The 21825-nt window shown below is 45.0% G+C and carries 15 protein-coding genes; 6 read left to right on the plus strand and 9 right to left on the minus strand.

From position 1 onward, the window contains the following. The 5 genes from P0M28_RS26130 to P0M28_RS26150 form a co-directional block, all read right to left on the minus strand. Positions 1 to 1482: a nicotinate phosphoribosyltransferase gene (locus tag P0M28_RS26130; RefSeq protein WP_302206400.1), complete on the minus strand. Its 1482-nt coding sequence runs from the start codon at positions 1480 to 1482 to the stop codon at positions 1 to 3. A 211-nt stretch (positions 1483 to 1693) separates the two neighbouring features. Further along, the gene (locus P0M28_RS26135; RefSeq protein WP_302206401.1) at positions 1694 to 2281 is read right to left on the minus strand and encodes an adenylate kinase; all 588 of its coding nucleotides are present in this window, start codon (positions 2279 to 2281) and stop codon (positions 1694 to 1696) included. Between the two features lie 396 nt (positions 2282 to 2677). Beyond that, a complete protein-coding gene (hpt, locus tag P0M28_RS26140) occupies positions 2678 to 3211 on the minus strand; it encodes a hypoxanthine phosphoribosyltransferase (RefSeq protein WP_302206403.1) in 534 nt (177 codons plus the stop codon). A 15-nt stretch (positions 3212 to 3226) separates the two neighbouring features. Continuing rightward, the gene (locus P0M28_RS26145) at positions 3227 to 4177 is read right to left on the minus strand and encodes a M20/M25/M40 family metallo-hydrolase (protein ID WP_302206404.1); all 951 of its coding nucleotides are present in this window, start codon (positions 4175 to 4177) and stop codon (positions 3227 to 3229) included. Positions 4178 to 4205: 28 nt separating this feature from the next. Beyond that, on the minus strand, positions 4206 to 4610 hold the full coding sequence (locus P0M28_RS26150) for a DUF3127 domain-containing protein (protein ID WP_302206406.1): 405 nt from the start codon (positions 4608 to 4610) through the stop codon (positions 4206 to 4208). Between the two features lie 337 nt (positions 4611 to 4947). Here P0M28_RS26150 and P0M28_RS26155 point away from each other — a divergent pair, with 337 nt between their 5' ends. Continuing rightward, positions 4948 to 5166 (plus strand): hypothetical protein, encoded by a 219-nt coding sequence (locus P0M28_RS26155; RefSeq protein WP_302206408.1) that lies wholly within the window; start codon positions 4948 to 4950, stop codon positions 5164 to 5166. Here the strand turns inward: P0M28_RS26155 and P0M28_RS26160 are convergent. From P0M28_RS26160 to P0M28_RS26170, 3 genes are all read right to left on the minus strand, one after another. After that, a complete protein-coding gene (locus tag P0M28_RS26160; protein ID WP_302206410.1) occupies positions 5163 to 7121 on the minus strand; it encodes a DUF3857 domain-containing protein in 1959 nt (652 codons plus the stop codon). The genes P0M28_RS26155 and P0M28_RS26160 overlap by 4 nt on opposite strands. Before the next feature lie 13 nt (positions 7122 to 7134). Beyond that, positions 7135 to 9174: a DUF3858 domain-containing protein gene (locus P0M28_RS26165; RefSeq protein ID WP_302206412.1), complete on the minus strand. Its 2040-nt coding sequence runs from the start codon at positions 9172 to 9174 to the stop codon at positions 7135 to 7137. A gap of 486 nt (positions 9175 to 9660) precedes the next feature. Then, positions 9661 to 10056, minus strand: coding sequence for a MerC domain-containing protein (locus tag P0M28_RS26170; RefSeq protein ID WP_302206414.1), 396 nt, complete (start codon positions 10054 to 10056; stop codon positions 9661 to 9663). A gap of 197 nt (positions 10057 to 10253) precedes the next feature. On the opposite strand from P0M28_RS26170, the gene P0M28_RS26175 reads away from it, so the two are divergent. Next, positions 10254 to 13328, plus strand: coding sequence for a T9SS type A sorting domain-containing protein (locus P0M28_RS26175; protein WP_302206415.1), 3075 nt, complete (start codon positions 10254 to 10256; stop codon positions 13326 to 13328). 10 nt (positions 13329 to 13338) lie between these two features. Here the strand turns inward: P0M28_RS26175 and P0M28_RS26180 are convergent, their stop codons facing one another. Further along, positions 13339 to 14742, minus strand: a complete 1404-nt coding sequence (locus tag P0M28_RS26180) for an SLC13 family permease (protein WP_302206418.1) — start codon at positions 14740 to 14742, stop codon at positions 13339 to 13341. Between the two features lie 166 nt (positions 14743 to 14908). Between P0M28_RS26180 and P0M28_RS26185 the strand changes: the two genes are divergently transcribed. The 4 genes from P0M28_RS26185 (at position 14909) to P0M28_RS26200 (ending at position 21783) form a co-directional block, all read left to right on the plus strand. Next, entirely contained in the window at positions 14909 to 15694 is a 786-nt protein-coding gene (locus P0M28_RS26185; protein ID WP_302206420.1) for a universal stress protein, read from the plus strand. A gap of 121 nt (positions 15695 to 15815) precedes the next feature. After that, positions 15816 to 17480 carry an L-lactate permease gene (locus P0M28_RS26190; protein WP_302206421.1) on the plus strand — a complete coding sequence of 555 codons (1665 nt, stop codon included), beginning with the start codon at positions 15816 to 15818 and terminating at the stop codon, positions 17478 to 17480. A gap of 293 nt (positions 17481 to 17773) precedes the next feature. After that, positions 17774 to 18889 (plus strand): pyridoxal-phosphate-dependent aminotransferase family protein, encoded by a 1116-nt coding sequence (locus tag P0M28_RS26195; protein WP_302206422.1) that lies wholly within the window; start codon positions 17774 to 17776, stop codon positions 18887 to 18889. Beyond that, positions 18886 to 21783 carry an FAD-binding and (Fe-S)-binding domain-containing protein gene (locus P0M28_RS26200; protein ID WP_302206423.1) on the plus strand — a complete coding sequence of 966 codons (2898 nt, stop codon included), beginning with the start codon at positions 18886 to 18888 and terminating at the stop codon, positions 21781 to 21783. The genes P0M28_RS26195 and P0M28_RS26200 overlap by 4 nt, the downstream gene beginning before the upstream one ends. The last annotated feature ends 42 nt before the right edge of the window (positions 21784 to 21825 follow it).

The following is a 21825-nucleotide window of genomic DNA, read 5'->3' on the forward strand; positions in this document are numbered from 1 at the left end:
CTAGTCCAAATTTCGCAACTTTAAAATCAGATCGGTTTTCTTGGTAAATAGCTTCTCTTCTAAGCCTACCGGATAGCTATGAGGGTTTACAAATCGCTTTACGCCCCAGGGTAGTTCAGCCAAATTACGTAAGGTAGCACTTCGTATATCCGCTATCTTGGGTGACTCATAGGTAGCTGTTCCACCCCGAAATACGGGTACCAGTAATTCTTCAAAATCAGCCTCACCCGAATGTATAATCTTCTGGCGAGTGATATCCAAAGGGTCAATTATTTTATGCTTTTCTTCCAGCGTTTGCAAGGTATCATAAAGCATATCGGCTACTATTTGCCGCCTACTGTTTTTTTGGGTGTAAAACCGCCGTACTTGCTGAATGCCCGGGTTATTCACTTTAATAGCCTGCTCAGATAGTTTGATTTTATACTGCCACTTGCCGTCTTCTTTCAACGCAGCTAGTTTATAAACTGCCCCTAAAGCAGGTTGATCGTACGCTGTAACTAACTTGGTGCCAATGCCCCACACATCTATTTTGGCATCTTGCGTTCGTAGGCTGCTGATAATATTCTCATCTAGATCGTTACTAGCAACAATCTTAGCATCAGGAAATCCGGCCTCATCCAACATTTTTCGGGCTTCAATACTCAAGTAGGCTAAGTCACCCGAGTCTATGCGTACTCCCAGTAGCTGTTTGCCTTTACTTTTCAGTATTTTTCCTACTTCAATCGCTTTTTTTACTCCTTCCAGCGTATTGTAGGTGTCTACCAATAAAATGCAGTTGTTGGGCATAGCCTCAGCGTAGGCTTTAAAGGCACTCAATTCATCATCAAAAGCCATAATCCAACTGTGCGCGTGGGTTCCGCTAACCGGGATTCCGAAGAGTTTGCCCGCTAAAACATTAGAAGTGGACGTGCCTCCGCCAATATACGCAGCCCTACTAGCGGCCAATGCTCCGTCAATACCTTGAGCGCGTCGTAATCCAAATTCTAAAACTGGTTCACCTTTGGCGGCCACATGAATTCGAGCGGCTTTGGTAGCAATAAGGGTCTGATAATTAATAATATTCAGTAGTGGCGACTCAATAAGTTGGCACTGTAGAATGGGGCCTTTCACCCGGATAAGTGGTTCGTGCGGAAATACGACTGTTCCTTCGGGAATGGCATCTACATCGCAGGTGAACTTTAGCTCTTGAAGGTACGCTAAAAACGCTGGCTCAAACATAGGACGGCCATCTGGGCCTTCCAGAGTAGACAAATAGCTCAGGTCGGTATCGGTAAACTGAAAGCTCTGAAGCAGATCGATAACGTAGGAAAGGCCACAGTTCACGGAGAAGCCACCATTGAATGGGTTTTTCCGAAAAAACAGATTGAAGACTCCGGTTTTCTCAGCCATACCCGTTTTCCAATAGCCATAAGCCATAGTAATCTGATAAAAATCAGTGAGCAAAGCTAAGGAGCTGGTGTACAAGTTATTGGTTAAGTTCATTTACCGATAAGAGGGTTGGTACGATTGCTGAATGGCTATTGGTTCGCAGCCCACGGGCATTGGTCAATAGTTAACAGTCCACAGTCGATAGTCCACGGGCATTAAAAATTGAAAATTACAGACTAGAAAATAGATCATTAAATTAAAAGATGCATCTCGTTGATTTTGGAAAAAGGTGATTTTAACTTCTGTTTTCCGTTCTCCGTCTTTTTCAACCTGCTATATTTTGTAAGCGGGCTACCGCTTCTTTGATGCGCTCGTATATGTTATCAATACTACCTACTCCGTCGATAAGCTCGTAACGCCCCTGAGTTTCGTAGTAAGTAGCTACCGGTAGCGTTTCGGTCTGGTATACCTGCAAACGCGTAGCAATTTTAGCTTTATCTTGGTCGTCGGCTCGTCCGGAGGTTTTGCCTCGCTCAACAATACGCGCAATCAATTCGTCGTCAGGAACTGATAGGGCAATCATTCCGGTAATGGGGGTTTCCTTTTGGTTAAGCAGTTCATCTAAAGCTTTTGCTTGGGGAATGGTTCGAGGAAAGCCATCGAAGATGATGCCTTGCAGGTTATTCTCTTCTCGTAGTCTATCATCTACCATATCAATCACCAACTGGTCAGGTACCAATCGGCCTTCGTCCATAAACGCCCGCGCTTTTTTGCCCAACTCAGTACCTTCGCCTAAGTGCTTACGAAACAAATCACCCGTGGAAATGTGGGTCAATCCAAATTCTTCAATCAGTTTTTGGCTTTGAGTGCCTTTCCCGGCACCCGGAGGGCCAAAAAGTACAATATTTAGCATAGAAATATTAGTTCAAAGTACAAATACAAAAAGCAAGTTTACGACTCTTGGTTCGTATTTGAAAATTTTTTGCCGAGATGTCGATTATTAGGCTGCTGATTGTCTTTAGTCCACGGTCAATAGTCCACAGTCATTGAGTTACAGGCGGCCGTCGCACGGTTTAGCAGATTGAAGGTTGCAGAGTCTTGGGCATTGGTTAATAGTCCACGGTCGACAGTCCATAGTAGGCATTAGGTAAGAAAAATTGAAAATTACAGATTAGAAAATGGGGCATTAAATTAAAAGATGCATCTCGTTGGTTTCGTCAGCGATCAATTTTAAATTCCGGTCTCCGGTCTCCGGTCTCCGGTCTCCGGTCTCCGGTCTCCGGTCTCCGGTCTCCGGTCTCCGGTCTCCCTACTCCCCACTACTCAATTTATAAATATCGGGTAGGTTGCGTCCGAAACCGTCGTAGTCCAGTCCGTAGCCCACCACAAAGTCATTGGGAATATGGAAGCCTGCGTAATCAATCTCGATCGAGTGCTTGAGAGCTTCTGGCTTGAATAATAAAGTAGCAATAGAGATGCTGGCCGGATGTTGACTGCGGAGCTGCTTTAGCAAGAACTGAATAGTGTTTCCGGAATCAACGATGTCTTCAACAATAATAAGATGCCGCCCCTCGATAGGCACCTCCAAGCCAATAAACTCTCGATGCTCACCGGTAGATTGTAGCTGCTCGTACGACTTAACTTTCACAAAAGTAATTTCTGAAGGGATAGAAATATGCCGGGCTAAGTCAGCCATAAATATAAAAGCACCGTTAAGTACAGCGATAAAAATTGGATCATTTCCCTTCTGATCGCGATTAATGGTTTCGGCTAATTGGATAATCTTCTCCTGAATAGATTGCTGCGACAAGTAAGGCTCAAAGTGTAGGTCTTTAATTTGCATGGAGAAGCTATCAGATTATAAATTTTTCATTAGGTACTGGTAGAGCGCAAACATATGCGTAGCATCGGGCCAATAGACTTTCTCCTGAGGAGTATGAGCATCAGTAACCGGAGCACCGATAAAGCACCAATTGAAAGGGTAGGGGGAAAGCTGCAATTCACGACCGTCGCTGGAGCCACTGCCCTCTACTTCTAGCTGAAAAGAAACACCCGATTCCTGCGCTAACGCTACAATCTGATTCACAAAGGCTCGCCGTGGAATATTGCGGTCGCGCAGTGAGATAACGGTTCCCTCACCGTGCGGTATGCCGTCGGTTACCCAAGTTACATCCGAGATAAGGCACTGAGAAACTCCGTATTCTTCAAAAATAAACTTAGCCAAATAAGGTACCGATCCTCCTCCGTGTTCCTCCCAACAGCTAAAGACCAGAATGCCGTCCTCTAACGTTTCTGCTAGCTTTAGAGCATTGAGCACTCCCAGCCGGTTGTCCAGATAACAACTGTGGACATAATCGTCAGATTGTTGAAAATGGCATTCATACACTAGTTCGGTACCGCGTTCAATGCCTCTTCCAAAGTCATATTTTGCTTGCTTAGGAGAGTTTTCATCCGCCTGATCCATGTTTAGTTCGCAGAGGATCGGGCCTAGCTGATCTTTCCCCACTAGTTTGGTGCCGGATTCAGCCTTGGGACTGCCGATAGGTACTAGTTGATCTTGATAACGAACCGTAAACCCCACCGAGTCCATATGAGCAAATACAGCGGTGCGAGGTTGGCCAAATACTAATATCAAGCAGTCTTGAAAACCATCACCCTGAATAATCTTAGGCTGACGCTGCCAACTTTCTTGCTGCTGCTGAACGTAGGCTAAGATGTACTGCTTTAGTGCCCCTTCATTTCCCGAAGGGGCTTGCACCTGACAGAGTTGCTCAAGAAGTTTCCAGTCAGAATCAAAAGGTGAAGTCATTTGAATGGAATAATTTCCTTAGTCAGACTTAGAACGGAAGATCATCTTCCTCATCGGAGGCGGAAAGTAGATCGCCACCATTACCAGATGACGAAGCCGGAGCTGATGTTGGGGCATCGGCTGCGGGATGTGGTGCTGAGGCTGGGGCTTCAGCGGCTGCGGGCTGGATTCGCCAAGCTTGTAGTGAATTGAAGTATTTGGTGTTGCCCTGCGGGTCTACCCACTTCCGGCCCTTTAGGTTAAAGCTAACTGTAAGCTCTTGTCCTACCTGAAAATTATTGAGTAGATCGCAACGATCTTGAATACACTCAAATTTTACGAACTCTGGGTACTGGGGATTATCGGCGTATTCTACCACAAATTCGCGTTTTCGGAAGGTATCTGTCACTTGTGTGGTATCAGATAGATCAATAAGTTTTCCTTGGATTTCCATAGGTATATTCGGGTTTAGTGCTTTTCAAAAGATTACAAAAATGTGGATTCATTTTGATTTAACAAACCCGGTTGCTAATATTCGCTTTAGTTAAAATAGATGATTGAGAAAAACTAGCATGTACCGTTTCTTTAACTAATCGTGGAAACGCCTTTTAAATAAACGATCGTAAAGGAAACTAACCCTACCAAATAATCATTTTGGATAAATAAGTCCGCAATTGCGTAAAAATAGGTTCAGTTTTTGATACCTGAATAAGTGAGTTGCTTCTTGCGTGCTTGTCCAATAAGTAAACTCATTTCGCGTTAGCAAAAAACCAAGATAACTCCATTGTGTTATGACCCTCGACTACATTATTCTCTTCTTTCTGTTTCTGTTAGCTCTCACATTAGTTTTGCTAAAGATTATTCGTGATGAACGACAAGGCCGCTCAAACAACGACGGCGGTTTGCCATTTGAGTGGGACGAGCCAGAGCTTGATTTGCCGCCCGGCGTTATTCTTCCATTAGGTGGGCCAGTGCGGAAACCCGACGACGATCCGGTACTAGTTTCTTAGGTAGCTCGGCGGAGTACCATCTGCTGTTGGTCGGCCTTCACTGCTTTCTTATAGAAATCGAGTAACTCGCGGTAAGCCTCGGCTGGAAAATTACCCTTGTTTCGCTGAAACCTTCGGATATACATGATCTTACCCTGATCTACCTGGTATTCGCTATAGTAATCTCCGAAGATTGATGAAATTTCGGTTGACTCAGGGGTAAACTCAGCGTATAGGTTTTCGGGCATTTCAATCACTACCGTATCAATCTCAGTATACGCTTGACGGAACACTACTGGATAGGCTCTTTCTTCTGTATTTGCAGGTAAACTTTCCAATCGAGTCATAACGTTGGGGCTGAAAAACCATCGTTTGCCACTCACACTAGCGTAGTGGTCTAGTTCAATCGTCATCTCTTCCCTCGCTACCGGAAGCCGCTTCTTCGCTAACTCGTACTGAAACTGCTTCACCCGGAAGTTAGGAACCTCAATCTGCTCATAAACCGCTTGCTTCTGTTCAGTAGCATTGAGTCGGGTGATGCTGGCAATTCTATCATAAAGCTGACCGGAGTAGGTAGTATTAACTACCATGCTGCCGTTACCCGCTTCATCTAAACGCATCGCAATGGTTCTCACTTGCCGATTGTGCTGGGCCGAATAATCGGATGTCTTCACTAAATTACCTCCTTGGTCATTAACCATGAGCACATACCGATCGTTGGTAAAATCGCTTAAGTATCCGAAGGGATTAGTCTGACTGGTACACTCTAGCCAGACAGTATCTCGTTGTAGCGGCACTCCCAAAATCGCATGGTTAAATTGCAAGCTAGGAAAGTCCGCAACTACCTGATGGGCGTAAGGGCCAGCATTCACCAGCGTATACTGCGACTGGATGCCAACTACGGCTAAAATTGATTTCATATAGTTAGAGAGGGCTTTACAGTCTCCGTAACCCAGACGGTCGACAGTAGCTGCCTCAAAAGGCTGATAGCCGCCAATACCCAACTGAATGCTGACGTAGCGAGTTTTGGATTGCATATACTCGTACAGCGTTCGGATGATCTCAGTGGTATCGCTCAATCCGGCAATTTGCTCCTTAATCTCCTGTTGGGCAGTCTGAGGAAGTTCGGTACGGCCTTCGTTTAATTGATTAACCCACTCACCAATCTTTTGCCAGCTACTTTGGTCGCCGGTGTATTCTTCGTAGCTAAACTGGTTAGGAGCCAAAAGTACTTTGGGCACCAGTGATGGTAGGTTGGGGCGCAGTTGCTCTTTACTAAGTGCTTGATGGTTGGTCAGCTCCCACTGATACCAGTGTTGATTTTCCTCCTGCCAGGTTTTAGGTTCTGAACTTTGTATGGCGTGGTACCTTAATGGCGAATCAGCCGGAGTAGCTACGGAAAAGGTGGATTTCTCAACTGACAAATTGAAATTGCTCACGGGGTACCAATCCCGGTAATCGAGTATTCCGTCGTACTCTATCTCATAGGAATACTTTATGGTGTACGGATAGCTCGGCGAATCATAATCAAAGTACTTAACTCGATTGTCGCCAAAGATAGCGTAGGAGGAAAAGGCACTTTCATCTTTTATGTCCTTGTTCTTAACTTTCTTTACTTCTTTTCCCCGAGCATCGTATATCACACATCCAATGTTCTTTACTTTACGCTGAGGATCATACGATACCGCAAATAGTCCGAAGTGATCCCCGTTTTTATTCAGCACCGTTACGGCCCGGCTTATTTGGTACGTAGCTTGTTCAATAGAGTGGATGATTAGCGTTTCTTGCTGATTTCTGACCACTGCATTTGCATTTTGCGTTAACTCCACCGGAATAGCTGAAACCCGATAGTCATCAGCGGCATACAAAGCCGTGCTGAAAAATACAGAGAACAGGGTTAGCAGCCGGAATCTGGTGGAAGCATCAGCGGGGCGCAACCAAACCTCGTACGTTTTTTCTTTGGTAAGTGTATACATACGTAACTGTAAATTAGCTCTTAATTTTTTTCAGCACAATCTGCTCTTGCTGTTTGGCAACAATTATGTTAAAGAACTGTCTGAGGTGGGGGTACTCTTGAGCGTAGAATTTTATCTTATCAATTTTTAAACGAGACGTTATCTGAACGGTATTGCCCTGCTGTTGAGTAGTGAAGGTGTAGCGACCGGCTTTTTCGGGAAGGGCAATAACCAGGTTTTCCGGTAATTCATCTACGGCGTATCCCTCGGGAACACTGAGCGTAAGCATATAGGTCTCATTAGATGGGTACGGATAATCTACCGGGTACGCCCGACTTTCTGATTTAAACGGATTTTCTGCAAAACGCCCGGTTACGATCGGGTTCAAATAAATCACATCGCCCGCCTCGGTGGCTCCCTCCTGGAGCACCACCTGATAGGTTTCTTTCACGGGAGCTCCTACGGTCTCTAAAGATTCTAGCTGGTAATCTTGAATTGCCCAAGAGTGATTATCTTCTTTCAGTTTAGATAAATACCCTTCTGCTCCGTTTTCTTGACTTACTTTACGACGAAGGCGCATAGCGTTGTAACCGGAATACGAGCTATTGATGGTGCCTAGCAGTTGCCCGTCTTCCAGAGTGAGTTGAGCCATTACCGCTTCTCGAGTTCCCTTAGCAGGGTGTAGTTGAATCCATTTTTCGCCGGGTGCTTTGCTAACAATTCGGCCTTCCTGATTCAGACATCGCACCGGAAGTACGCCCGGAGGACAAACGGCATCAGTAGCATCTAGTAGTAGTTGCCCATCATTGGTAGAGGCCAGCGCTACTACGTAGTTGAATTGATTGAGCCGAGGAAACGTTTTGCGAAGCAGGCCGTGCGACCGGGTGCTTAACACCACCGGGTCAGCCGAGATACCCGCTTCCCGGAGCATAGCTACCAGCAACAAATTAATGTCGGCTGAATTTCCCGATTGGGTTTCTAACGTTTTCCGAAGGGTTTGATCGGCATACCTGCGCCTGTTTTGGTTCCAGCGAATATTGCGCTGTACATACTGGTAGATTGACGCAACCTTTTCTGTATCGGAATTTTTACCGGCAGTAAGTGATGCTACTTCATCTTTGGTGGTTCCGGTATGTTTAACAACATCTCCGAAGTAGGTATGCTCAAGCAACTGCTTGTCAATTTCCTCCCAAGTAGTGGTGTAGTTTTTATACAGTTCGTTCGGAAAGCGAGTACCCGCTAGTTCCATTTCTATTTTTAGCACGTAATCATCCATAGTGGTTACGTAAGGCTCTTCAATTAGAGCCGGCACGTTTTGGGCGGCCCAACGGTACTTTGTTGATTGAAAATTGACCTGTTCCTGACGCGCTTGAGAGCGACCTTGAGAAATATCAGTGGGAGTTTGGGCGCGGTAACTAATATTGTACTGCCCGCTAGCGGTTGTCTGTTTATTAATGACAAACGGATAATATCCTTGCGACAAAGGCTTATAGAAGAAGTACTCAGGAATTTCTACGTTGTACTCGCTCCATACGGTGGGGACAGAACTTTGAAACCGCCAGTCTTGCAGGTTAAAGATAAAATCTGACGTAATTCGGTACGTATACTCGATGACTGAACCCTCTTTTACATTGGGTAGGGTAAACTTATGAAGTTGATGATTCTCATCGTATTCTTCGGTAAATTTACCTTCATTTTTCAGTTTAGTTTTTACCACTTTTCCATTTTCCAGATTATAGGTGCACCCTTTTATCTGAGAAATAGATTCCCGGTCGCTACCATCGTGGTACAGCGGAATGATTACATCGGCCCAGTTGTAACCGGAGGAATTAAATATTTTTACGCGACGGTGGCGGGTAAAAATCAGTTGAAATCCACTGTTAGAGTTATAGTTTATTTTAGTGTTGCCAAAGTCAGCCAAAACCACCGCACTTGCACTGCTGTCGAGGTGGGTATGAGTCATTTGAAGTTCTTCTTGACTAATTTTTCCAAACTTAATCTCCGGAGGCTCGGCTGTCCAGCCGACAGCAGGATGTAATAATAAGGCTAAAAGAGTAGTTAATAAAAATTTCATAATAAGCGATTGTAACATTCATCATAAAATTATTAAAAAAGTTATAAAATATAGAATAAATATTTGAGAAAATTTATTTTATGAAGTTTTCACCACGTAGGTAGTATAGTAAGATTGTATCACCATCTTGGATAATTATCAGCGAATTTAGTCCAACCCACCCAGTATAAAATACCTGATCTGCCTTCTATTACTTCTTGGGTACAGCCTTTCTACTTAAACCATCTATTTGTACTGCGGTCGCCTAATTGATGGTGAAAGCGATGATGCTCAAGAAGAATTTACTACGTATTTACATCAGGAACATCATTTGGTGCTACGAGTGGCTCAAGTCTAGGTGTGACTGATCAGATAAGTTCTATTGAGGAAGGAAAACTAGCCGAGACTATCGCGGTGCAGGGCACCCTGAACGATGTTGCAATGAAAGGAAAAGTCGTGATGGTGATAAAGGGTGGAAGAATCTGTAAAGTAAAGAAATTACCAGTCTTATTTAGCGACAGCAGTAATGTGCTTTTTGCGGAAGTGTTGAAAGTGTAGCCAAACCAAGCCTACTGAGCTGAGCACTGAGATATACAGAGCCGGTGCCCAAACATCATGCAGTAATAAGGTAATAGTAAACACCAGCCAGACTGCCCACATCTGTCGAGGTAGTTGCCGTCTATTTTCAGGCTGCTCATCTTCATGACGATCATTTTCATGACGAGTAGCTAGGTAGACAGCGAGGCCACTTAGTAGAACGAACCCCCAATCAAGGTACTCCCAGCGGTCAATGACGGACTCAGATACTAATCCGTACAAAATGAAGAAAGGAACGAGTAGGCAGTGAATAATGCAGAGCACTGCACTGGCTATTCCTAGAAGGTCGGCTTGTTTATTTTTCATAATTACGCAACAAAGTTGCAAATATACAAATGCAACGCGATTGCAGAAAATATGTTCCGGAATTTGGAGAGAATTATTCTGCAATTAAAAAATGAAAACTCAGTGTTGGATTTATGATGTAATAAAAGTTGTTTTATTTATTATTTTAATAATAATTTACATAATTTTATATCCGGAAAAAATTAAATAGTATAAATATGAGTCGCTCTACGCTGTTTTATCTGGTACTAATAATTATATCTGGCCTTCTTTCCACTACCGTATATGGCCAAAATATTGACCCATTGTTCAACCCATTTATTCGTACTCATGCAGCTGCTAACGGAATGGTAGTACAATCTGACGGAAAGGTATTGGTTGGTGGAGATATTGAAAGCGTAGGTTATGAGAAAGTGCCTACTATTGTAAGGTTGACTGAGAATGGGCAACTTGATAAAAGCTATCAGATACCATACGAAAATTGGCAGACATACGGCATGTCTTTAGATAGTAAAGACCGACTATATTTAATAAAAGAAAGCCAGGGCTGGCGAAGGGATTTAACCCGATTACTTGCTAATGGTACGGTCGATAATCAATTTTTAGTAGACGAGAGCATCGACCACGTTAACCACATCACTACTCAGAAGGACAAATGCATCCTAGTAATTTCTCACTGGGATGGCAATGCGGCTATAGAGCGTGTTCTAAGATTAGATGAAAATGGAAATATTGATAGCAGTTTTAAAGAGTATCAGATGAAAGATGCTTTTTTAAAAGCTGCCGTTCAACCCGATAATAAAATATTGATTTACGGTACAAACTATCAAGACAATCATCCGATTATGGTTAGACTTCATGAGGACGGTAAAGTAGATGAAGCTTTTCAGTTTAGCGGTGAGCTAAGGGGAGATTACCCTAGTATAGCTAACATTCTTGCCCAGAAGGATGGTAAATATTTGGTCTACGGCTATTTTAATTTCTACAGCGATATTCCTGTACCAGGACTAGTAAGGCTTAATAAAGACGGCTCTTTTGATAACAGCTTTATACTGCCTGGGCCAACTGCCAATGCCTTTAGAGGAACACTCAGATCAATTCAGCAATTATCATCGGGAAAATATGCAGCACTAGGACAAAACTACAGTGGCGAAAAGGGTAGCTTTTACCGAATAATCTGGTTAAACGAAGACGGTTCGCTAGATAATACCCTCGAGACATATGAACTATTTGCAGCTTTTAATCAGTACCACTGGAATCTGGAAATGGATTATCACCAAGGGCAGTTGTTTGTAAGTGGTGGATTCAGTAGCGTGAATAATATAGCGGTAAAAGGGACTATTGCTATTAATGAACAGGGGCAACTAAATACTAACTTTCTTCCAGATTTAGGAGGAAAACCTTCCGTAAACGATGCAGTACTAACGGATGATGGTAGCCTGATAATATCGGGTAACTTCAGTGAAATTGACGGTGTTTCAACGAATAGCATCGCAAAATTATCTTCAGACGGTAAAGTTGATGAGGCATTTAGTAGTAATATTAGTATCGGACCTAAGGTGAGGATAAATACAATCGCTCTGCAGCCTGATGGGAAAGTGTTGGTAGGTGGCAGCTTTAAATTGTCTAATGGACATGAGTTGTCGGGGATTATGCGGTTGAAAAGTAACGGAAAGTTAGACCAGAGCTTCTCGAGCGAGATTAATAACTCGGGTGGAGGGACTACCAATATACATTTATTTGAAGATGGTAGTATGTTGGTAGCAGGGCACAGTAACTATTTCACTAACACGGCCTATCGAAATTTAATTAAGTTAGATAGTACGGGGGCAGTTGATTATTCGTTCGTACCCGAAGTTGAAGATGGAGTAAATATAAGTGAAATGCTGGTTACTGAGGAAGGTATTCTAATTGGTGGGGATAGATGGGCTGAAGTAGGCAGTACGGGACAATATACCAATGTAGGATATATAAATAAACTAGACTTTACCGGGAGAGCCGATTCCACTTTCTCTAAGGAAGCAACAGTCGGCTACAAAACAACGGCTCTGGCCCTTACGATAGACAATAATATATTAGCAGGAGGAATGAGTGCTGGTGGGTACGGAAGCCACGATATAACACCTATCATCCAAATGAAACCAAACGGTGAACTTATTGATCGGTTCTCGGTAGGCGTAGGTAGTTACGAAATTCCTTTTTTTTCCTCAATCGTTGCCACCTCTGACTCAACGTATATACTAACCGGTAGCTATGATCGCATAAATCGGGTTGCTCGCAAAGGCTTATCCATGTTTGATTTAAAGGGAAGAGTATACAACGATTTCCGTTTTGATCTGGACGGTACATCGCAGGGTATACTATTTGAAGATGAAGGCCGAAGTCAGGCAATCGTTTACGGAAGTTTTTTAGCCATTAATGACTTATCAGGTTTTTCGGGTATTGCTCGTCTGAACCTCAAAGCCCCTCGGGCTCCTTCGGGTCTACAGGTTTCTATTGACGAAAGTCAGGGAATTGTGCTGCAATGGCAAGATAGCTCAGACTATGAAATGGGCTACAGAATATATCGAAGCAGTGAAAATGCCAACGGCTACGAACTTATTGATAGTGTAGGGGCGGATGTTACCATCTACGTAGATCAGAACATTGATCCAGCCACTAACTATAGCTACCGAGTAGTTAGTATCGGAGATGGTATCGTTTCGGGTAATTCAAATGCAGTTCAGGTTAGCACTTCTTCTTTAAGTATACCTAAGAAGCCAGAAGGACTCAATGCTACCTGGAGTAACAGTAGTTTATATCTCAACTGGAATAGTCCGGTAGATAAAGTGATGGGGCATTACATAGAAAGGGCAAAGGGAGATAAATTCACGATAATAGATACGGTCAATGTGGGATATAATTATTATTACGATACGCTAGCAAATCGGGAAAAAGCGTATGAGTATCGCATTAAGGCATATAACATCGTCGGCGAGTCGGAGTACTCAACCAGAATAGAATACGTTCCTGCGCTTGTAACTTCAATTACCGAAGAAGTAAATTTTATTGAGAAGGTATACCCCAACCCTAGTTCGGGAGTATTTACGCTGGAGGTTGATGTCGAATCAATCAGCCTAAGTACAATACAAGTATACAATACACACGGAGCTTTGTATCGTGATGTACCCTACATTGTAGGTGATAAAGAAGTGACGGTAGACATTTCTTCGTACAAAACAGGGGTCTACTTTTTAGTGATAAAAAATCAGGAAGGTCTTACCCCTCGTCTATTTCGCTTGCTAAAACTTTAGGGCTAATGAATCAATAAAGCAACAGTACAACTAGCGCAACCAGTAGTGGGCCGCCTAAACCGACTAGTATACCTAACAACCGAAAATCAGACTGTTTCAGGTAGCCGGTAGAAAACGCAATAGCATTGGGTGGGGTTGAAATAGGGAGAAAGAGTGCGGTGGAGGCTGATAGCCCAATAACCACCGATACGAGTAACGTATGATCGGGAAGAAAAGACGAGCCTACCGGAATCAAAATACTGGCGGCAGCCGTGTTGCTCATAATGTTGGATAAAAAGGTGGTTAGCCACCCCATAATCAACAGCATTACCACTAGATTATTAAATATAGGAATGCCGCTAACGATATGAGTTGCTAGGCCAGTATCGCTAATAGCCATGCCTAAAGTCAAGCCGCCCGCCACCAAAATAAGGGTATCCCAAGGAAGCAGACGAAGATCCTCGGCTCTAACTACTCCAGTTACAGTAAAAGATACAATAGGCAGAAATGAAACAACAGCGACCGGAATACTGTGTAATGTGGAAGTTAACCACAACCCTACCGTTAGGGTAAATGTAGCGACAACAATAATCCGGTAGCGATTCTGGGTTCGCTGAGAAATACCCGGAGTTGCCGCACTAACTTGGAGTTCTAAGTGGTCGTACTGAGTTTTGTAATGATTCTTTAAAACCAGCCAAATGGCTAATACTGAGATAAAGGCAACAGGTACGCCCACCAGCATCCATTGAGAGAACCCAAACGATAGTCCCTGACTCTGAATAATACCGAGGGCAATGGCGTTGGGAGGGCTACCGATCACCGTACCCATACCGCCTACTGTCGCTGCGGCTGCTACCCCCAGAAAAACGGCTTTTACCAACGGATCTTTCCGATCTACCTGCTGAATAATTGGGGTAAGGATAGCGACCATCATGGCGGTGGTAGCCGTATTAGACATAAACATGCTAAGAACCGCGGTAACTAACATACAACCTAGCAAAATATTGTACGGTTTGTTGCCGAAGTAGCGTAAGACGAAGCTAGAAAATTTCCGATCAAAAGCGGTTACCTGCGCGCCCATTGCCAGAAAAAAGCCACCAATCAGAATCCAGATAATGGGACTAGACCAAGTGCTTACGTACCTTTCCCAATCTTCGGAAACTACGGTAAGGTCAATACTATCCAGGAAGTACATGGAGTAACCAATCACTAAAATACTCACTGCAAAAGGAGGGATCGCCTCACTGATCCACAGACCGGCGGCAAATAGTAGTAAAAATAGCGCGTTTACGGCGGAGGTAGACATCGCCTCCGACCGTAATAGTTGGGTTAAAAAAAGGGCTAGTAGCGTTACTGCTAAAAAAAATGACACTTTTTGGATGAGTGGCCACTTTTTCTGTAGGAAGCGCAAGGCGGCAAATCTAGAATCAGCCATGATAGGGACGGTTTAACTAGTCGTAGACATATCGTATTATCTGCTGCGTAATTACAAAAGTTCATCTACTGATATACTGATATAAATCAGTTTTTGACCTGAGTTTTACAAACATATTTAATAGGAAATCTACTACTTTAGCAATCAACCTATAAATCACAACTCCATGAGCAAGATTAAAAAAATTCTGATACCCGTAGACTTCACCGAAATCTCTGAAAACGCGCTAAAATACCTTAATGGCCTAATTGATAATGACGATACTACTGAGATAGTATTACTGCACGTTACTGAAGCTAAACTGAGCGAAGAAAAGCAGAAAGAAGCAGAGGCAGCTTTTCATCAGTTGGCTAAGCGCGTATTGTCTTCTTTGACGGCTTCTTACTCTTTTCAGCAAAAATCAGGTGAGTTGGTACCCGCTATTCTGGCTGCTCAGGCTGAAACCGGTGCGGACCTAATTTTAATCGGAACCAAAGGTTCGGAAATGGTGGAAGAGCAAGCAACATCCAATACGGCTAATTTGGTGCTGGAAGCGAACGTACCTGTATTGGTTGTTCCTGAAGAGGCCTCATTTGCTATGAATAACATTGCGCTGGCACTAGATAAAAACGAAATTGATGATTTCTTTTTGCTTAGCCCTCTGCACGCTATTGCGCGAAAGTTTGACGCAGCAGTTCACGTGCTTACTATTCAAACTGATAAAAATCAGGTTGCTTCTCACGGTGAAAATGCGGGTCTGCTAGAGTATTATTTAGAGACGCTAGATCATCACTGCGCTTTTCCGCAAAATACTGATATTGAACTAGGTATCTCGGATTATGTCGCTGAGAATAATATTGACTTACTAGTAATGCTACCTCGGGTACACGCTACAACAGGAGTTCCCTCCGAAGGCCGTCTTATAAAACTACTTACGTTACGCACAAAAGTGCCTTTGCTCAGTTTGGATTAACTGTAATGTAGCTAAAGCGAGGGGTTAGCGTTAGTAGTTTCGTAGTTTAAGTAGGTTTTTTTAGTGTAACCTGCCTATATTACTGCTCGACAGTAACCATTAAGATACCATCAACCTAACCATGTCTTTAACCATCCAAGCCTTCTTGGCAGTGCTCCCCATTTTAGTGGCGGCAGTGCTGCTTGTCATGTGGCGTTGGCCCGCCCAGAAAACCATGCCATTGGTGCTAGTCTCAACGGCGATTATTGCCTTTTTTGGGTGGGAGATGTCAGTACTCGATATAGTCGCCTCTACCATTCAAGGGTTGGTTATAACCTTCGATATTCTCTACATTATTTTCGGGGCTATTTTACTGCTCAACACCTTAAAATATTCAGGGGCAATCACCGTGATTCGGAACGGTTTTCTGAATATTAGTTCTGACCGCCGGGTGCAAGTGGTGATAATTGTCTGGCTATTTGGGGCATTTATTGAGGGGGCAGCCGGGTTTGGTACTCCCGCAGCCATTACCGCTCCTCTGTTGCTGGCACTGGGTTTTCCGGCACTGGGAGCAGTAATGCTGGGCATGATGGTACAAAGTACTCCGGTAACGTTTGGGGCGGTAGGAACACCCATCCTAGTCGGGGTAACGGGCGGATTAGCTGGGCCGCAAGTAGAAGCGCAGTTGGCTGATTTGGGTATTACATTGCCGGAGTATATTCAGTTAGTTACGGTGCGGGCGGCTATACTCCACGCATTAGTGGGTACGGTAATGCCATTGTTTATGTGTACTATGATGACTCGGTACTTTGGCAAGAATAAGTCTTGGAAAGAAGGGCTTGCAATTTTTCCTTTTGCACTGTTTGGCGGCTTGGCGTTTACAGTGCCTTATCTGCTTACCGGAATATTTTTGGGCCCCGAGTTCCCTTCACTACTAGGGGCTCTGATTGGGCTAGCAATTGTCACTTCAGCGGCTCGCGCTGGATTTCTAGTCCCAAAGCAAGCTTGGGATTTTCCGCCTGAAGCCGACTGGCCAAAACACTGGATGGGCAAATTAAAAATACGGGTGGAGGATCTGAAAGAGGGAAAAATGAGTTTAGCCAAAGCTTGGTTACCCTACTTGTTGGTTGCTGCTCTATTAGTATTATCTCGTTTGCCTCAGCTTCCGATTAAAGGATGGTTAACCTCAGTTAAAATTCCGTGGAACGAAATTCTGGGTAGCAGTATCAGTGCGAGCAGCACTCCGTTGTATCTGCCAGGCACCATTTTAATTGTGGTCGTACTAATTACGTACTTCTTGCACCAAATGCACGGAGGCGCACTTCGAGCCGCTTTTGCGGAGTCAGCTCAGCTCATTCTAGGAGCGGGTTTTGTTTTGATTTTCACTATCCCGATGGTGCGGGTGTATATTAATAGCGGAATTAATGAGTCAGAAATGATGAGCATGCCCATTGCTATGGCCGAATGGGTAGCTCAAAATGTAGGTGAGGTCTGGCCACTGTTTGCTCCCTCAATCGGGGCACTAGGAGCTTTCATTGCCGGGAGTAATACGGTGAGTAACCTAATGTTTAGCTTATTTCAATTCGGAGTAGCCACCAGTCTAGCACTGCCATCGACCCTGATTGTAGCTTTACAAGCCGTAGGGGCAGCTGCCGGTAACATGATTGCTATCCATAATGTGGTAGCAGCTTCCGCTACGGTCGGACTGCTAGGTCAGGAAGGTAATGTGTTGCGGAAAACAATTTTTCCCACGGTATACTACGTAGCCTTAGTTGGATTACTGGGTTGGCTAGTCGTACAATTTTAATGAGTAATGAATGAGGATTTATGAATAATGAGCAATGAGCAATGTCGCCGTGGAACGGAGCAAATAGAAAATTTGCGAGGTTTAAGTTTGGAAAAACAACGCATCAAAAATAACTTCCGGTCTCCGGTCTCCGGTCTCCGGTCTCCGGTCTCCGGTCTCCGGTCTCCGGTCTCCGGTCTCCGGTCTCCGGTCTCCGGTCTCCGGTCTCCGGTCTCCGGTCTCCGGTCTCCGGTCTCCGGTCTCCGGTCTCCGGTCTCCGGTCTCCGATTATCAATTATCAATTTTCAACTTCCATGCATAACTATCCTGAACTAAATACCAGTCAAAGAATTTTAATGGGGCCTGGGCCTAGTGATGCCCACCCTCGCGTACTTAAAGCCATGTCTACTCCTTTAATTGGTCACCTCGATCCGGAGTTTTTGACCGTTATGGATGAGATCAAAACCATGACGCAGGCTACCTTTCAGACACAAAATAGCCTCACCTTTACGGTTTCCGCTCCGGGAAGTGCGGGTATGGAGACGTGTTTGGTGAACCTGCTGGAACCGGGCGACGAGGCACTAATTTGCGTTCACGGCGTCTTTGGTAACCGGATGTCTGATATTGTTGAGCGTTGCGGAGCTAAACTCATTCGGGTAGATGCTCCCTGGGGGCAACCGATTGATCCGCAGCAAGTACGCGATGCACTAAAAACCTGTCAGCCTAAGTTGGTAGCCATCGTTCATGCTGAAACTTCTACCGGAGTACTTCAGCCCTTAGAAGAAATTAGTCAGATGACCCACGCCGCTGGGGCACTGTTTGTGGTGGATGCTGTAACCTCCTACTGCGGCACCCAACTGAAAGTAGACGACTGGGGCATTGATGCCATTTATTCGGGTTCCCAGAAGTGCCTAAGTGCGCCTCCCGGCCTCTCTCCCGTTTCCTTTAGCGACCGGGCAGTGGCAGCACTAGACCGGCGTAAGACTAAGGTGCAAAGCTGGTTTTTGGATTTAACGATGGTGAAGAACTACTGGCAGGGTGCTAAGCGGGCATACCATCATACCGCTCCAGTTTCAGCTATGTTCGCTCTGCGGGAAGCTTACCGACTGGTGTTGGAAGAAGGTTTAGAACAACGCTTTGAGCGTCACCACCGTAATCATCTGCTACTTCGAAACGGCTTGGAAGAGCTAGGCTTCACTTTTCTGGTAGACGAACCTTACCGTCTGCCAATGCTTAATGCCGTGAAGCTGCCCGAAGGGGTAGATGGTGTATCAACCCGCAAACGCTTGCTCGATGACTATAATATCGAAGTGGGCGGCGGCTTAGGCGATTTTGCTGGAAAGATTTGGCGCATTGGCCTGATGGGTAATAGCTCTACACCTAATCACGTCAATATGCTGCTAGGTGCCCTCAAAGAAATTATGCGATGACCGAGATAACCGCTGCGACCAATAACCTAATCACTACGCTTCAGGCTGAAATCCAGGGTGATGTATTAGCTGACGAATACAGCCTAGGACTTTATGCTACCGATGCTAGTGTGTATCAGATTCGTCCGCAAGCGGTGGTACTACCCAAAAATACTGAAGACGTAAAAGTGGCTTTGCGCGAAGCTCGAAAGCACAATATCACAATTTTGCCTCGGGGGGGTGGTACTAGTTTGGCGGGACAAACTACCGGAAATTCGCTGGTGCTGGATTTTTCCAAGTACATGAATCAGGTTCTGGAAGTGAACGAGGAAGAACGGTGGGTGAGAGTGCAACCGGGGCTAGTACGAGATGTGCTAAACGAACATCTAAAACCTTATCGATTGCACTTTGCTCCCGATCCAGCTACCTCCAGTCGGGCTAACGTAGGTGGTATGGTCGGCAATAATTCTTCTGGAACCAAAAGTATTTTGTACGGAAAGACGGTCGATCATGTACTGGAAGCCCAAGTGCTTTTAGCCGATGGAACTGAGCTTGACCTAAAAGAGCTAAACCCCGAAGAATATCAACATAAAATAGCCCAAGGAGATCGGGAAGGAGAGATTTACCAGCGGTTTCAAGAGGTAGTTGAGGGTAATAAGAAGGAAATAGAGCAGCGGTTTCCGAAAGTGATGCGACGGGTAGGCGGGTACAATCTGGATGAATTTATTCGTACTGATCACTGGAACCTAAGCAAGTTGGTCTGCGGCAGTGAAGGAACGCTAGCAACCACCTTAGAACTCAAGTTGAATCTAGAGCCGTTGCCTACTTTCAAATCAGTGTGCGTGGTACACTTTGCCACCGTACTGGAAGCCATTCAGGCGGTGGAACCCATGTTGCGATATACTCCGGCGGCGGTAGAAATACTGGATAGTACCGTGGTGGAGCTAAGTCGGAGTAATCTAACCACTCAGCGAAGCTGCCATTTTATTGAAAGACATCCAGCCGCTATTCTGATTGTAGAATTTTACGGGGATGATGCCCAAGAAGTGCTGGAGCGACCGCAGCGGATGATCGAGGAATTGAAACAACTTAGCATGGGCTACGCCTACCCACTGTTTCCTGAAGGAAAAGATTACAATGACGTTTGGCTGATCCGTAAGAAAGGGCTAGGGCTGATGCTAGGCATCAAAGGCAACAAAAAACCTTTGCCGTTCATCGAGGATGCTGGGATTCCTACCTCGGTGCTACCGGAGTATATTGATCGGGTACTGAAGATTTGCAAAAAGCACCAGACTGAAGTTGCCATGTACGCCCACGCCAGTGTCGGGGTTATTCACGTGCGGCCCATTCTGGATTTACGACTGAACGAGGATATTGAACGGTTCCAAAAGATCGCTGACGAAACTTTTGCGCTAGTACAGCACTACGGGGGTTCGTGGAGCGGTGAACACGGTGATGGACTAGTCCGCTCGGCTTACAACGAAGAATTCTTCGGAACGAAACTTTACCAAGCCTTCCGAGAGGTAAAGCAATTGTTTGACCCTGAGAACCGGATGAATCCGGGCAAGATTGTAGATGCCCAGCCCATCACTGAAAACCTCCGTTACGGTGCCAGCTATCAGGATAAGTCCTTTCCTACTGAATATCAGTATCGGGAAGACGAAAGTTTTGAGAATGCGGTGCATATGTGTACTGGAGTAGGAGAGTGCCGGAAAATCTTGGGAGGAACCATGTGTCCCAGCTTCAAGGCCACTCGCGACGAAGAGCACTCTACCCGCGGACGAGCCAATGCGCTTCGTTTAGCCATGTCGGGACAACTAAATGGCGGAGGTATTACCAGCCATCGGCTGCGCGAGGTGCTGGATCTTTGTCTCTCCTGCAAAGCCTGCAAATCGGAGTGCCCCAGTAACGTGGATATGGCGAAACTCAAAAGTGAGGTCAGCCAGCAGTACTACAATGAGCATAGAGCTTCTATACGGGATAACATGATCCGTCTCTCATCCGATGTAGCCCGAAAGTTTAGTGGTTGGCCCGCTAAGCTGGTAAATAAGATACAACGGAGTTCATGGTTTCGGGGCAGATTGGAAAAAATAGCTGGTTTCGATCCAAGAAGAATATTACCAGAAATGGCTTCTGAAACTTTTGCCCAATGGTTATCTAAAAATGCCCAGCCTCCTAAACCAGGTTCACCCCAAGTGGCACTGTTTGCGGATACCTATCTCAATTATCATGAACCGCAGGTGGGGATTGCCGCTTACGAACTGCTCACGGCTTGTGGCTACGAAGTACTACTCGCCGAAACCGGTTGTTGCCAACGTCCCAAAATTTCCCACGGATTCCTGCGTGAAGCCAAACAAGAAGGAGGTAAAACCATAAAGAATCTGGACACTTATCTGGCTAATGACATTCCAGTAGTGGTGTGTGAGCCTAGTTGTGCTTCTGCCCTGAATGATGACCTGCCCGATTTGATTGAAGACGAAGCCTTGGCTCAGCGATTGCAAAACGGGGTGCAGATGATTGATCAGTTTCTGTTTCGAGAGCAGGCAGCCGGGAAAATTGATGTTGAGTTTACCACTTCTTCTTCCGAAGTGCTTATTCACGGTCACTGCCACCAGAAAGCCCTGTACGGTACTCAAGCCATGAAAAATCTGTTGGAAACTGTACCTGATTTGCGCGTGAGCGAGGTGGATTCTGGCTGCTGTGGTATGGCAGGTTCTTTCGGCTACGAAAAAGAACACTACGAACTTTCTGAGAAAATCGGCTCTTCAGTGTTGTTTCCTGCGGTTAAGAACGCTGATAGTGCTACGCAAATTGTAGCCTGTGGCTTTAGCTGTCGCCATCAGCTTAAGCACTTCACTGATAGAAAAGCGAAGCACTGGGTAGAAACAATTCAGGTGAAGAAGAAAGTAACTTAGGCTTCTAAAATGCGAGGGCAACCCAAAAAGCTTTTTGACTTG

The organism is Tunicatimonas pelagia (genome assembly GCF_030506325.1).
Taxonomy (GTDB): Bacteria; Bacteroidota; Bacteroidia; order Cytophagales; family Cyclobacteriaceae; genus Tunicatimonas; species Tunicatimonas pelagia.

What these genes read in the sequence shown, in the direction of transcription:
- P0M28_RS26130 (WP_302206400.1), bottom strand. Translation starts at nt 1,482, where the DNA reads ATGAACTTAACCAATAACTTGTACACCAGCTCCTTAGCTTTGCTCACT.
- P0M28_RS26135 (WP_302206401.1), bottom strand. Translation starts at nt 2,281, where the DNA reads ATGCTAAATATTGTACTTTTTGGCCCTCCGGGTGCCGGGAAAGGCACT.
- hpt (WP_302206403.1), bottom strand. Translation starts at nt 3,211, where the DNA reads ATGCAAATTAAAGACCTACACTTTGAGCCTTACTTGTCGCAGCAATCT.
- P0M28_RS26145 (WP_302206404.1), bottom strand. Translation starts at nt 4,177, where the DNA reads ATGACTTCACCTTTTGATTCTGACTGGAAACTTCTTGAGCAACTCTGT.
- P0M28_RS26150 (WP_302206406.1), bottom strand. Translation starts at nt 4,610, where the DNA reads ATGGAAATCCAAGGAAAACTTATTGATCTATCTGATACCACACAAGTG.
- P0M28_RS26155 (WP_302206408.1), top strand. Translation starts at nt 4,948, where the DNA reads ATGACCCTCGACTACATTATTCTCTTCTTTCTGTTTCTGTTAGCTCTC.
- P0M28_RS26160 (WP_302206410.1), bottom strand. Translation starts at nt 7,121, where the DNA reads ATGTATACACTTACCAAAGAAAAAACGTACGAGGTTTGGTTGCGCCCC.
- P0M28_RS26165 (WP_302206412.1), bottom strand. Translation starts at nt 9,174, where the DNA reads ATGAAATTTTTATTAACTACTCTTTTAGCCTTATTATTACATCCTGCT.
- P0M28_RS26170 (WP_302206414.1), bottom strand. Translation starts at nt 10,056, where the DNA reads ATGAAAAATAAACAAGCCGACCTTCTAGGAATAGCCAGTGCAGTGCTC.
- P0M28_RS26175 (WP_302206415.1), top strand. Translation starts at nt 10,254, where the DNA reads ATGAGTCGCTCTACGCTGTTTTATCTGGTACTAATAATTATATCTGGC.
- P0M28_RS26180 (WP_302206418.1), bottom strand. Translation starts at nt 14,742, where the DNA reads ATGGCTGATTCTAGATTTGCCGCCTTGCGCTTCCTACAGAAAAAGTGG.
- P0M28_RS26185 (WP_302206420.1), top strand. Translation starts at nt 14,909, where the DNA reads ATGAGCAAGATTAAAAAAATTCTGATACCCGTAGACTTCACCGAAATC.
- P0M28_RS26190 (WP_302206421.1), top strand. Translation starts at nt 15,816, where the DNA reads ATGTCTTTAACCATCCAAGCCTTCTTGGCAGTGCTCCCCATTTTAGTG.
- P0M28_RS26195 (WP_302206422.1), top strand. Translation starts at nt 17,774, where the DNA reads ATGCATAACTATCCTGAACTAAATACCAGTCAAAGAATTTTAATGGGG.
- P0M28_RS26200 (WP_302206423.1), top strand. Translation starts at nt 18,886, where the DNA reads ATGACCGAGATAACCGCTGCGACCAATAACCTAATCACTACGCTTCAG.